The organism is Microcystis sp. BLCC-F209 (assembly GCF_041928595.1).
Taxonomy (GTDB): Bacteria; Cyanobacteriota; Cyanobacteriia; order Cyanobacteriales; family Microcystaceae; genus Microcystis.
In genome coordinates this window covers 15,527-29,423 of sequence record NZ_JBHFLL010000294.1, presented here as the reverse complement: position 1 = coordinate 29,423, position 13,897 = coordinate 15,527, and the positions used below count along the sequence as shown (strand labels likewise).

General features: G+C 43.0%; 9 protein-coding genes. 6 read left to right on the top strand and 3 right to left on the bottom strand.

Annotated features, from left to right (window positions below):
- Positions 1-309: 309 nt before the first annotated feature.
- Together pds and crtB are read left to right on the top strand one after the other, a co-directional pair.
- Complete coding sequence (gene pds / locus ACE1AQ_RS18925) at positions 310-1,740, top strand: 15-cis-phytoene desaturase (protein WP_008206009.1); 1,431 nt, start codon at positions 310-312, stop codon at positions 1,738-1,740.
- Positions 1,741-1,845: 105 nt separating this feature from the next.
- Complete coding sequence (crtB, locus tag ACE1AQ_RS18920) at positions 1,846-2,778, top strand: 15-cis-phytoene synthase CrtB (protein WP_106909045.1); 933 nt, start codon at positions 1,846-1,848, stop codon at positions 2,776-2,778.
- Between the two features lie 63 nt (positions 2,779-2,841).
- On the opposite strand, the gene ACE1AQ_RS18915 is transcribed toward crtB, so the two are convergent.
- Positions 2,842-3,318, bottom strand: coding sequence for a hypothetical protein (locus ACE1AQ_RS18915; protein WP_039900523.1), 477 nt, complete (start codon positions 3,316-3,318; stop codon positions 2,842-2,844).
- A gap of 257 nt (positions 3,319-3,575) precedes the next feature.
- Here ACE1AQ_RS18915 and ACE1AQ_RS18910 point away from each other — a divergent pair, with 257 nt between their 5' ends.
- Entirely contained in the window at positions 3,576-3,818 is a 243-nt protein-coding gene (locus ACE1AQ_RS18910) for a hypothetical protein (RefSeq protein WP_110544695.1), read from the top strand.
- Between the two features lie 60 nt (positions 3,819-3,878).
- Here ACE1AQ_RS18910 and ACE1AQ_RS18905 read toward each other — a convergent pair whose 3' ends face one another.
- Positions 3,879-4,571: a pirin family protein gene (locus ACE1AQ_RS18905; protein ID WP_008206003.1), complete on the bottom strand. Its 693-nt coding sequence runs from the start codon at positions 4,569-4,571 to the stop codon at positions 3,879-3,881.
- A 451-nt stretch (positions 4,572-5,022) separates the two neighbouring features.
- Between ACE1AQ_RS18905 and ACE1AQ_RS18900 the strand changes: the two genes are divergently transcribed.
- Positions 5,023-5,955: a PEP-CTERM sorting domain-containing protein gene (locus tag ACE1AQ_RS18900; RefSeq protein WP_110544698.1), complete on the top strand. Its 933-nt coding sequence runs from the start codon at positions 5,023-5,025 to the stop codon at positions 5,953-5,955.
- A gap of 216 nt (positions 5,956-6,171) precedes the next feature.
- Here the strand turns inward: ACE1AQ_RS18900 and ACE1AQ_RS18895 are convergent, their stop codons facing one another.
- A complete protein-coding gene (locus ACE1AQ_RS18895) occupies positions 6,172-6,816 on the bottom strand; it encodes a Uma2 family endonuclease (protein ID WP_110544700.1) in 645 nt (214 codons plus the stop codon).
- On the opposite strand from ACE1AQ_RS18895, the gene ACE1AQ_RS18890 reads away from it, so the two are divergent.
- Together ACE1AQ_RS18890 and ACE1AQ_RS18885 are read left to right on the top strand one after the other, a co-directional pair.
- Positions 6,815-7,774: an enediyne biosynthesis protein UnbU gene (locus ACE1AQ_RS18890; protein ID WP_110544702.1), complete on the top strand. Its 960-nt coding sequence runs from the start codon at positions 6,815-6,817 to the stop codon at positions 7,772-7,774. The genes ACE1AQ_RS18895 and ACE1AQ_RS18890 overlap by 2 nt on opposite strands.
- Positions 7,775-7,892: 118 nt before the next feature.
- Positions 7,893-13,853, top strand: a complete 5,961-nt coding sequence (locus ACE1AQ_RS18885; protein WP_374809004.1) for an SDR family NAD(P)-dependent oxidoreductase — start codon at positions 7,893-7,895, stop codon at positions 13,851-13,853.
- Positions 13,854-13,897 lie beyond the last annotated feature (44 nt).

Below are 13,897 nucleotides of genomic sequence, written 5' to 3'. Positions count from 1 at the left end.
TCAGTTATCAGTGACCAGTAAGCAGTCAGCAGTTATCAAGGAAGTGGGGAGGGGTAATTATGAATTATGAATTATGAATTATGAAGTGGGGTGTGGGCTTCGCCCGTGAGCTTTTGTCGAACGCTGAACTCAGGCCGAGGTCCGAACGGGTGTGGGGAAATGGGGAGAATAAATAAAAATAATCTCCTGTCTCCTACCTTTTGCCTCCTGCCCCCTGCCTTCTCGACAATCTGAAAAAAAATGTAACGAAATGTGAAGTATAATAGCGAATGTGATAAAGACAAGACATTAGAGAGTAGATAGGAAACGATGCGAGTTGCGATCGCTGGTGCGGGACTAGCCGGATTATCTTGTGCGAAATACCTGGTCGATGCGGGACATACGCCCATCGTACTGGAACGTCGCGATGTATTAGGGGGAAAAATTGCCGCTTGGAAAGATGCCGATGGGGACTGGTACGAAACCGGTTTACATATCTTCTTTGGTGCTTATCCCAATATGCTGCAATTATTCAAAGAATTGGGCATAGAAGATCGCCTACAGTGGAAAGAACACTCGATGATCTTCAATCAGCCGGAAAAACCGGGGACCTATTCGCGGTTTGACTTCCCTGATATTCCCGCCCCAATTAACGGTATTGTTGCCATTCTCCGCAATAACGATATGTTAACTTGGGAGGAAAAAATTAAATTTGGACTCGGTTTAATCCCTGCCATTGTTAAAGGCCAAAGTTACGTTGAGGAGATGGATAAATATTCTTGGTCGGAATGGTTAGAGAAACAAAACATCCCCCCTAGGGTAGAAAAAGAAGTGTTTATCGCTATGTCGAAAGCCCTAAACTTTATCGATCCTAACGAGATTTCCGCCACGATTCTACTAACAGCCCTCAACCGCTTTTTACAGGAGAAAAACGGCTCAAAAATGGCTTTTCTCGACGGTTCACCCCCGGAAAGACTCTGCCAACCTTTAGTCGATTACATCACCGCTAGAGGTGGCGAAGTGCGCTTGAATGCCCCTTTAAAAGAAATTCTGTTAAATGAAGATGGCACAGTTAAAGCCTTCTTAATGCGCGGTTTAGACGGTGGGGAAGATTATCTTTTTGCCGCCGATCTTTACGTTTCGGCGATGCCTGTAGATCCTTTAAAAGTTTTGATGCCTAAGCGATGGCAAGAAGATAAATTCTTTCAAAAATTAGAAGGATTAGAAGGAGTTCCCGTCATCAATTTACACCTCTGGTTTGATCGCAAACTAACCGACATCGATCATTTATTATTCTCCCGTTCGCCTTTACTCAGTGTTTATGCTGACATGAGCAACACCTGTAAAGAATACGCTAACCCCGATCGCTCGATGTTAGAATTAGTTCTCGCTCCCGCTCAGGATTGGATTACTAAATCCGATCAAGAAATTATCGCCGCGACGATGAAAGAATTAGAAAAACTCTTTCCCCAACATTTTACTGGCGATAATCCCAGTCAATTGTTAAAATATCATCTGGTGAAAACTCCTCGATCAGTTTATAAAGCCACCCCTGGCCGACAAGCTTATCGACCTTCCCAGAAAACTCCGATCGAGAATTTTTATCTCGCCGGTGACTATACCATGCAAAAATATTTAGGAAGCATGGAAGGAGCGGTTTTATCAGGAAAATTAGCGGCAGCAGTGATCAGCAAAGATCACCCCGCAGCACCGCTAAACCCGAATAAAACCCAATCCACACCAGTGTCCAGCGCTCGTTAATTCTCTGGCTAGGGACTAATGACGAAAATGGCCTTGAGTGAGACAATGCTATATCATTAGCCACAGTTCGCCGTTAATCTAAGTCAATCATTCCGCCCCAGCAGAATGCTCCAATTGCCAAAACCGACCCACCCCACCAAACCCCTCGTCTCCCTTGCGGAGTCCTACGAACTCTGTCGCCGGATTACAGAGAAGTATTCCAAAACGTTTTATCTCGGTACTCTCCTGATGCCGAAAGCAAAACGTCAAGCGATCTGGGCAATTTATGTCTGGTGTCGTCGTACCGATGAACTGGTCGATGGACCCCAAGCCCGGTTAACTACCCCTGAAACCCTTGATTTATGGGAAAAACAGCTAGAAACCGTCTTTTCTGGGGTTGCCCTTGAGGATGCCGATGTTGCTCTCGTGGATACTCTAGAAAAGTTCCCCATGGATATCCAACCCTTTCGGGATATGATCGCCGGGCAACAGATGGATCTCTATCGCAGTCGTTATCAAACCTTTGATGAACTAAAACTGTACTGCTATCGGGTGGCGGGAACGGTGGGGTTAATGTCCAGCGCAGTCTTAGGATTGGAGGATGGCGATCGCTCTGCTCCTTGGCGACGCCATCAAAGCGTCTATATTCCCCAAGAAGAAGCGATCGATCTCGGTATTGCCAATCAATTAACCAATATTTTGCGGGATGTGGGGGAAGATGTCCATCGTGGCCGGATTTATCTACCTTTAGAGGATTTAGAGCGTTTTCACTACAGCGAAGACGATTTACTCAAAGGGGTTAATGATGACCGTTGGAAGGCGTTAATGCGCTTCCAAATTGAGCGGGCCCGTTATTACTACGATTCCGCCGAAAGGGGGATCCGCGCCCTTAATCCCGATTCCCGTTGGCCGGTTTGGGCGGCTTTACTGCTTTATCAAGGCATTTTAGACGTAATTGAAGCAAATAATTATGATGTCTTCGCCCGTCGTGCCTTCGTGCCTTTACCCAAGAAAATACTCTATCTACCCGTGGCTTGGTTGCGATCGCAAGCGTTATAAAAACGCGACGGGTTTTGTCGCTTACCGACTCCACCCGTCAAATCTTACCTAGGTTGGGCTTTTTCAGCGTGATTTAGGAGTCACCAACCAGAAAGGTCCAGTTTCCGTGCAGGGAACATCTCGATCGGTGTCGTAAACCACAAGACCATCTTGCCGATCCAAAACCAAGGCCTCTCCTAGACGGACGTAGGATATAAATGGGCCAAGATAGCGGACAACAGGCTCATCACTACAGGCTGGCAATACCCGATCGTTAAAATACTCCCACCCCACATCCTCGACGCTTTCATAGTAGCGGATGCTGAGATCGTCGATCACTTTCCCCGGAAAGCGGTCTTGGATAGCTGACCGGAGAAATTCTGGCAGCGGTCGATCGGGCGATAATAATATTCCAGATTTCATGGCTTTTCCCCCTAAAACTAAAGGAAGCGGGAAACTCTGACAAATGCCGTCCCGATCGGAACTATTGGCTTCCGCTCTCCACCTGGCCAATTTTTTACTAGGTATGGAAGCCAGCGCAGGGAGTCCCTTTGTATTTATTGTAACAAATTTCTCCGCAAAGGTTCAGGGCGATACGGTGAGAACAGTTTTTCTTGATTTTTCGTTACAAAGATTGACAAATTTATGCTTTTATTTTGGCGATAATAATAATTACCCGGCGACAAGCCCGAAAAAATAATGGAAATAGGGAAAGACGGACGAGGCTGGGACTAACTAACTGGCAATAATGATAGCGAGAAAAGAAGTAGTTTAGTAGTGCCGAATTCTCGTTCCCGATCATTTAGGAGGTAGGAAAGATGACAATTTATGTCACCCGCGAGGGATATAAACTGGTGGCCGATTCCCCACTGGAATTGGTGGAAAAATTACAACAATGTCAGGGTACAATGACGGAAACAAGACAGGACTTCATGACTCGGATGGCCAAGAAGATGGTGGCCAGCCAAGGCGTTACCGTTCCTATCACCGATCCGGAGAATTTTATCGCCGAGCTAATCCACAACGATTTTCTCAGCGTGGTGGACAGTATTGATGGCTGAAAGTCGGCCGGGGAATTGGCGGCAAAACTTAGCCCCTAGGGTTCCTAACACTCAACCCCACTACCCTAGGTCAAAAAGCAAAATTTCCGAGTCTTCTAGGGATTGAATAGCCAAAGAGGTTTCGTCGCTAATTGCCGCTCCATCCCCCGCTCGTAAATGCACGCCATTCACGGTTATTTGCCCTCTAGCCACCTGTAACCAGCCATAACGACTGGGAGCTAAGGAATGGGTGAGGGACTGGCCTGGGGGCAAAATTCCCGCGTAGAGATTAACGTCTTGATGGACTTTAACCGCGTTGCCGGCACCGGTGGGAGAGGCGATTAACTGTAAGGTATGGGGAGAAAATTCGATCGCTTTTTGTTGATAACTGGGTTCTAGATTTTTTTGATCAGGAATAATCCAAATTTGCAGAAGATGGAGGGGATTAGTGGCAGAATGATTAAATTCACTGTGCTTTATCCCTGTTCCTGCGCTCATCCGTTGAATTTCACCGTGTCGAATCAGGGAACCCGTGCCGAGACTGTCTTGGTGTTCTAGTTCTCCCGCCAAAACATAGGTTAAAATCTCCATATCCTGGTGTCCGTGGGTGTGAAATCCTTTTCCTCCAAGGACTTTATCCTCGTTAATAACTCTGAGACTCCTAAAATTAATCTGTTGGGGATCATAATATTGGGCAAAAGAAAAAGTATGATAGGTATCCAACCAACCATAGTTAGCGTGGCCTCTTTCCTCCGCTTTGCGTATAGTAATCATCAGTTTTCCTCTTTTTTATCTCTATTATATTCTCAAGGCTTTTTGCTAGATCAACTAAGGATAGCTGATGGGTTTTGTTATCCCTTTTCTGTCAGAGTAGGGATAGAAAGTGTAGATAGTCAAGGTAAGCGCATCTTAACAATTTTTGACAAAATCAACCTAGAGGGCGATTTGGGTATATTTGGGTAGAATTTGCCCTCTCAATTGTTAAGCAACAATCGACCAAATAGGTCAAGTTTGTAACTATTCTGATTGACTGCTATCATTTGAAATGCCTAGACAGCAAGCGGCTGACAAAATTAGCCAATTATCGACAGCGTTTGAGCTGCGCTTACCCAGGTAAATAGTGTAATAAAACTTAATAAATTATCCTGATTGATGACTTGACAAGAAAAATTATTACTGTAAAATTGCAGGAAAGAATGTAGTTACTCGAAGGAGTTTCAGTCAAATGATTAATACTCGGTTAAAACCCGTCACTACGGGTCTCATTGGTGCTGTAGGTTTGGGGGTTGCTTTATTAGGGATGCCAGAAGCGGTGAAAGCTTCAAATATTCAGGCTGGATCTGACTATTTTATATCCCCGGCAGGATTCTCTACCTTTGTTTTTAATACTGATGAACTAAATACACAATTAGGTCTAGGTCTTCCTCCAGGACTGGAACTTCCAATTGCTCTCAAAGGGCTACCAGTTGGACCGGGAGCAACTGATACCATTGTGGAACGCCAACAGGATGCCATTTTCGATACTGATGATGATGGCATCTTAGATATAGCTACTGTCACCATCCCTATTGAGATGGTCGCTCTTTCCTTAATAAATGTAGCTCCCGTAAATATTAATGGGTTTCAGTACAATTTACTGGCTACTCTCGATCCTAATACCCCAACCCTGGGAGAGATGACAATTACTCATCAGGGCCAAGTAGGTCAACCTTTTGACGATAGTGGAACTTCTCAGGGGACTTTTACCTCTTTCCTAGACGTTCATTACCAAGTTGAGTTTACTCCTATAAATGGAGGTCCCGCTATCGGTAATTTCTTCGATAATTTGCTACTTACACAACCAGGTCAGGGACTCGCTCCTGCGCCTTGGAGTCATACACCCCCACCTAATGCTCTACTTGTTCGGAGCGATGCTGCTTCTCAAAGTGCGAATTGTCACACTTTAAAAGGAGATTGTGCTGATGATGATTTCTTCCCAAGCGACCTGTCCCTTCCCGACGAGCCAGACCTTGTTCTTCATCAAAAGGGTAGTCCACTATATCCTAATGGACATGGAACAATTATTACCACTGTACCTGAACCTTCAACTGTATTAGGCTTAATTGCGGTAGGTTTAAGCTCAATAGTCGGATTTAAAGGCAAAAAAGAGCAAAAATAAGCCTTCGATCGCTTCTTTTTTACCAAGAAAAAGCCCCCAATTGGGGGCTGAGGAAGAATGTAGTTACTTGTTGGAGTATAGCAAATCATGTCGAGAATTGGCAAATATAGCTCGATTTTTGTTTATTGTTGCGGTAAAAACGCCTAACTGTAGCATTTGGGCAGATTACTTCATAAGTTGCAGTTCAGCTGGCTTGAGCGAGATTTCAGGTCAAACTTAAGTCAAATCTCGCCAATCTATCCCTAAATCTTGTAACTTCCGAGCCATCTTTTCTGCCACTTCTTCAGGGGTGGGAACAAGTTTACCTTCAGGGGTAAAAAAGCGTAATTGGCTGTCATGAATCCCTAAAAATAATTCTAACTGTTGACTCCATAACCAGCCCTGTTCATTCGCTGCAATTTCTTCGTATTTTCCTACCATCAACTGAAAACCCTTAAATTCTAAACTATTGGGATCAAACCAAAAATAGTTAGGAGTCCGGAAAGTTTCCTGATAAATTTCTTTCTTGAGACCTCGATCAGTTTCTGCCGTTGAATCAGACAAAATCTCGATGATGACATGGGGATATTTCCCCTCTTCTTCCCACACTACCCAACTTTTACGCGGTTTTCTTGCTACTCCCAAAACCACAAAAAAATCAGGACCCCTAAAATATTCTGATTTACGTTGATTAGGGCTGTAATAAATAGTCAGATTACCAAAAGCATAGAAATCTTGGCGGTCTTTCCATAATAACTCTAGTGATTGGATCAAAAGCATCAATTGACGCAGATGTAACTCTGTTTCCATAGGGGGTTCATCACTCAGTAAATCACTTTTGGGAAAGATAATTTCCTTTAACGCATCTTCAACAATAACCATGACAACCACTCAATTATTTAATCTTCCCTATTTTAGCTCTTCAGTAGAGCGTTCTACTGTTTCCTATCAACCCAACCGTTTAGCAGGATTACGACGCTTTGCCATAGCGATTACCTTTCTCAATATTTTAGGTCATACTGTCCTCGGATTTGAACAATCTTGGGCGCAACCTCTGGTGGCTTTAGCAACAGGTTACAGCGTAGAATTATTATTAGAAAGCGTTGATGCTAGGGTAAATGGCTTTAAACCTAGATATTTAGGAAGTATCGGTCAGTTTGTCGATTTTCTGCTTTCTGCCCATATTACCTCATTAGCGATCGCTATGTTACTCTATGCTAATGAGCGTTTATTTCCGATTATGTTTGCAGTAGCGGTAGCTATCGGATCTAAAGCAATTTTTCGGTTACAAGTGGCAGATAAAACCCGTCATTTTCTCAATCCTTCTAATTTTGGTATTAGCGTTACCTTACTCTTATTTCCCTGGATTGGCATCGCGCCCCCCTATCAGTTTACCGAGAATTTAAGCGGTTGGGCAGATTGGATTTTACCCGTCTTAATTGTTTGTACGGGAACGTTTTTAAATGCCCGTTTTACTCGTAAATTGCCTTTAATTGCGGGATGGTTAGGGGCTTTTATCTTACAAGCAATCCTTAGAAGTGCTATCTTTCAGACACCGTTAATCCCCGCCCTATTACCCATGACAGGGGTGGCTTTTGTCCTCTTTACCTTCTATATGGTAACGGATCCGGGAACAACACCAATTAACCCCCGTGAGCAGATAATTTTCGGGGCATCTGTAGCCGTTGCTTATGGCATTTTGATGTCCTTTCATGTTGTTTTTGGGATGTTTTTCGGATTGACGCTGGTGTGTTGTTTCAGAGGGTTGATATTAGCGGTTGAACCCCTGAAAGCAAAATTACCCCTAGTACAGGCTTCCGGCATTTTATCAAGTCCCTAACCAATATATCATGCGGTTTTTGTGGGCAAAGCCCACCCTACAGCTTTTAGCTACAAACTACAAATGAAAAGGGCGTAAGTCTTACGCCCCTACAGTAACATTCTCCTGGTCATTGACTATGAAAGCTTCTCCTCAAATTGCTATTGTTGGCATGGCTTGTCTTTATCCTGATGCCGATTCTCCACAGGAATTATGGGAAAATGTCCTGTCTCAGCGTCGGGCATTTCGTCGCTTTCCCTCAGAGCGATTATCGTTAAGTGACTACTATTCTCCCGATAAAAGCGCCCCCGATGTCATTTATTCGACTCAAGCTGCCGTTATTGAGGGCTATGAATTCGATCGCATTGCTTATAAAGTGGTGGGGAGTACCTTTCGTTCGGCTGATTTAGCCCACTGGTTAGCGTTAGATATTGCGTCTCAGGCGTTGAATGATGCGGGATTTCCCGGCGGAAAGGGGTTAAATAAAGAAACAACCGGGGTTTTACTGGGAAATACCCTCACAGGCGAGTTATCGCGGGCTAATACCCTAAGATTGCGTTGGCCCTATGTGCGTCATAGGGTAGAAGAACAATTATTAAAACAAGGATTATCGGACAAAGAACGGCAAATTTTCTTAAATGAATTAGAAAATCGCTTTAAAGAACCCTTTGAACCGATTGGAGAGGAGTCTTTAGCGGGAAATCTTGCGAATACGATAGCGGGGAGAATTTGTAATTATTTTGACTTAAAAGGGGGCGGATATATCGTCGATGGGGCTTGTAGTTCCTCTTTACTGGCAGTAGCGAATGGTTGTTCGGCTTTAGTAGCTGAAGATTTAGATATCGCTTTAGTCGGGGGTGTGGATATTAGTATGGACCCTTTTGAGTTGGTGGGTTTTGCCAAAACGGGGGCCTTAGCCTCTGGGGAGATGAAAGTGTATGATCAAGGGTCTAATGGGTTTATTCCGGGGGAAGGATGCGGTTTTCTGGTGTTAATGCGTCATGAGGATGCCCTAGCCCAAAATAAACGGATTTATGCTGTTATTCAGGGTTGGGGGATTTCTTCCGATGGCAAAGGGGGAATTACTCGCCCAGAAGTGGAAGGACAGTTATTGGCTTTAAATCGCGCCTATAAACGGGCTGAATTTACGGGAGATACTATAGCTTATTTTGAAGGCCATGGTACGGGAACGGCGGTGGGTGATGGAACCGAATTAGAAGTCTTATCTCGTATTCATCCAGATACGGTAAATAAAGCCGTTATTGGTTCAATTAAAGCGAATATTGGCCATACTAAGGCGGCGGCAGGGATAGCAGGGTTAATTAAGGCGACTATGGCGGTTCATCGTCAAATTTTACCACCGGTGACGGGATGCGATCGCCCTCAGGCTCGGTTAACCGAAGACAAGGCAAGGTTACAGGTATTAAAAGAGGGGCAAATCTGGCCAAATTCCTTACCTTTACGGGCAGCAGTGAGTGCCATGGGTTTTGGGGGCATTAACAGTCATATTATCATCGAGGGATTAAGTCAGATTCGTCGTCACACTTTAACGCCACAGGAACAAAAATTAATCCATTCTCCCCAAGATGTGGAGTTATTCCTATTGAGTGCAAATAGTCAAGAAGACTTACAAGCACAGGTTAATCGGTTATTAAATATTGTTCCTCGCATATCCCAGTCAGAAATGACGGATCTTGCCGTTGAATTAGCGAAAAAGGTAAATCCTCATTTACCCTATCGTCTGGCCATTATTGCATCTTCCCCCGATAGCTTAACCAATCACCTTGTAGGAGCGCAAGGCTTGCACTCGTTGATCCCCCCCGGTCAAAATTTAGATAATATCTTTACCAATAACGAAAAACAGATCAATAAAATAGGTTTTCTCTTTCCGGGGCAATCCGCACCAGTTTATCTTCATGGGGGACTCTGGGAAAGACGTTTTCCTGTGATTAAACAATTATATAACAAGGCTCAGTTAGCCAAGGGTAAGGATAACACGGTCACGAATATTGCTCAACCGGCGATCATTACGGCTTGCCTAGGGGGGTTACAACTCTTAGAAAACTTAAATATTAAAGCAGATTTAGCCATAGGACACAGTTTAGGGGAATTATGCGCTTTATTTTGGGCAAATGCCTATGATAAGACTCAATTAATTAATCTAGCTAAAATTCGCGGTCAAGCAATGGCACAACTGGGCCACCCAACAGGTAGAATGGCCAGCATTAACGCCGATGCAGAAACGGTTAAAAGTTTATTAAATGGACGTATCGTTGAGATTGCGGGATTAAATTCACCCTATCAGACAATAATCTCAGGAGAGGCCTTAGGGATTAAAGATGTTGTTGAAAAAGCCCAAAATAAAGGCATTAAAACCGTTTATTTGCCTGTCTCCCACGCTTTCCATTCTCCCCTAGTGGCCCCGGCCGTGCAACCCTTAGAAGATTATTTACAAACTTATCCCTTAAATTCCCTGGAAAAAACGGTTATTTCTACCGTAACGGGCGAAAAATTGCCATTAAATACCGACTGGCGCTCGCTTTTGTTAGAACAAATCACCTCACCGGTGCGCTTCATCGATGCAGTCAAGTCAGCAGAGAAAGAGGTTGATTTATTCATTGAAGTGGGTTCCGGTTCGATATTAAGCCGTTTAGTGGCAGATATAACGGATATTCCCGTAATTTCTCTCGATAGCAGCAGTGAGTCTTTACAAGGGTTATTGAAAACGGTTGCAGTGATGTTTGTTAATGGTGTCAAGGTTAACTATCAAGGGTTATTTGAAGATAGATTTAGTCGTCCCTTTAATTTAGACTATCAACCCCATTTTATTGCCAATCCATGTGAGATTAAGGCAAAAGGCAAAAGTCAACAGGCAAAAGTAGAGAATATTGATCTTTTATTACCTAATCATAGCCAAAAACTCAAACCTGAAACCTCAAACCTCAAACCTGAAACCTCAAAAATTGAAGTTATTCGTCAATTGCTGGCACAAAAAACAGAATTACCCCTAGAAACCATTGAAAATCATCATCGCTTGTTGGCGGATCTGCACCTTAATTCTATCAGTGTCAGTCAATTAGTGATCGAAGCAGCGCGTCAGTTAGACTTATCTCCTCCCCATTCACCGACAGATTATGCCAATGCAACTATTCAGGATCTAGCAGCAGCTTTAGAAGAATTAGGCAAAAATAATCCCCAAATTCCTCAAGAATCAATCCCGATGGGTGTTGATAATTGGGTGCGTGCGTTTACGGTTGAATTAATCGAAAAACCGTTAATTAAATCAGATAAAAAGCAAATAAATCGAGAAAAAGCAGGAAATTGGCATATTATCGCCCATGCTGATCATCCTTTATTGCCTAACTTATCTGTTTTACAACCCACCTTAAAGCATGAGCAGGAAAAAGGGATCATTATTTGTTTAAAACCCTATCCTGATGAATCAGAAATTGGTTTGCTTTTAAAAGGAGCAAAATTATCTATAAAAGAGAAAAAACCCTTGATTTTGATTCAACAAGGAGGAGGATATGCGTCCTTTGCGAGAACTTTTTATCTAGAAAATCGTCAAATTCCCACCTGTGTGATTGATATTCCTTTTCATCATCCCAATGCAGTTAATATCATTCTCTCAGAAATCACTGCAACCGATAGCTATACAGAAGTTTATTATGATGAAAACGGAAAACGGTTTGTTCGTCAATTAAACTTGTTAGGGTTAGAAAAAGATACCGATAACCCTAAGCAGAAAAAAGCCCTAAAAAGGTCAAATAAAAGCAAAATCAAGGAGCTTCTTTTGGTGACGGGGGGAGGGAGAGGTATTGCCTCAGAATGTGCCTTATCCTTAGCTAAAGAAAATAAAGCCACCTTAGCGATTTTAGGACGTTCTCAACCTGAAGATAACCGAGAATTAGCCGAAAATTTAGCAAGAATGAAGTCTGCAAACATCCAAGTTCATTATTATTCTTGTGATGTCAGTGATGCTGAGTCAGTTCAGCAAACTATCGCCGAAATTAAGACAAATTTAGGAGAAATTACGGGAATTTTACACGGTGCAGGGGTTAATACACCGAAATTAATTCAACATCTCGAACCAGAAGATTTTATAGCAACTTTAGCCCCAAAAGTCAAGGGTTTGCAACATATCTTAACGGGAATTAACCCCGATTCTCTCAACTATTTAATCACCTTCGGTTCAATTATTGCCGAAACTGGATTGAAAGGAGAAGCAGACTATGGGTTAGCCAATGAATGGTTAGGGAATATTGTAGGGGAATTTAGTCGAAAATACCCTAATTGTCGCTGTTTAAACCTAGAATGGTCGGTTTGGTCCGGTATTGGCATGGGAGAACGTTTAGGAACAGTTGAAAAGCTAAGAAATGAAGGTATTACCCCTATTTCTCCCGATATTGGCATTAAATACTTACATTTACTTTTAAATCAATCCCTACCCACTGCCTCTGTCATCATCGCCGGGCGTTTTGGTGAACCGCCGACTTTAAGCTTAAAACCGCAAGAATTATCTTTTTTACGCTTTTTAGAGACAAAGAAAGTTCATTACACGGGAATTGAACTGATTACTGAAGCAGAATTATCCTTAGACAATGATCCTTATTTACAAGATCATGTTTATCAAGGAGAATACATTTTCCCCGGTGTCCTGGGGTTAGAAGCGATCGCGCAAGTAGCCACTGCATTACTCCCCACCTTAGCAAGGAAGGAGGATCAAACCCTTAACAAGGGGGAAAACCAAGATACCCCTTCCGTCCCCCTTAACAAGGGGGAAACTGGAGGATTAAGGTTTGAATCGGTTAAATTTAACCGTCCGATCGTGGTTTCTGCCGATCAACCCTTAAAGATACAAATTGCTACCTTAATCACCGATTCTGGAAAGGTTAAGGCCGTTATTCGCTGTGCCAATACAGGGTTTAGTATCGATCATTTTGAAGCCATCATCAGCCATTCTTCTGTGGGGGCGCCAGACTGTCGCCCATTGATTCCCCCTGTCCCCCTTAAAGAAGGAAAAAATAACCCTCAAATTAATCCAGATAAGGACTTATATGGTCATTTATTGTTCCATAAAGCAAGATTTCAACGAATTAAGGGTTATTCTCATCTCAAAGCAACCGAATGTATTGCAGAAATTAAGATTGAGCCAAAAACTGCTTGGTTTAGTCGTTATTTACCTCAATCCCTGATTTTAGGCGATGCAGGGGCAAGAGATGCCGTTATCCATGCTTTACAAGCTTGTGTTCCCCATGCCACTATTTTACCCACTGGCATAGAACGCTTAACGGTATATTCTGTCAATTTAGGCGAAAATCAGTTTGTTTCAGCCAAAGAAAGACTGCATCAAGGAGATACCTTTGTCTATGATCTTGAGGTATTGGATGACGATGGCAATCTCTTAGAAGTGTGGCAAGGATTGGAATTAAAGGTGATTAAACACAGAAATCCTCAAGATCCCTGGATTCCAGCCCTTTTACCCTGTTATTTAGAACGAAAGATTAAGGAGGTGATGCCTAATGTCGATTTAACTTTAATTCTCGATCGGGATGCAACGGTAGAAAGACGAGTCAGAAGCGATCGCAGTTTAGGGATGTTAACCTCATCCCCTAGTGTAATTCAGCGTCGGGGGGATGGCAAGCCCGAATTAAGCGATAACGAGGCGGTTTCGGTGTCTCATGCGGAAGATTTAACCCTTGTGCTTAAGGGTGCGTCAGGATGCGATCTGGAACCGATTATCCCCCGTGATGTGCAGATGTGGCGCGATTTATTGGGGGAAAATTCCTTTAATTTAGCGGAGGTAATTAGTCAAGAGAATCATGAGGATTTTAATATGGCAGCGACTCGCATTTGGTCTGCTAAAGAAAGTATTAAGAAAGCGGGTTTGAGTCTCGATATCCCGTTAACTTTATCGTCTTTCTCTCAACAATTAACCCCTTTATCCCCTATTTTGTGGTTATCTTCAGGAAAGGATTTAATCATCACTTTACCTGTTTCTTTCCGAGAAATCAAGACAGCTTTCATCTTGGCAATATTTGTCCAAACAGTTCAGAAAAAATCGGACTTACTTCAGACAGAACCAGCAAAGGTTTTCTGATAAAACTTATCCAGTTTTACCCTTTTTTAAACCACAGGAGAACC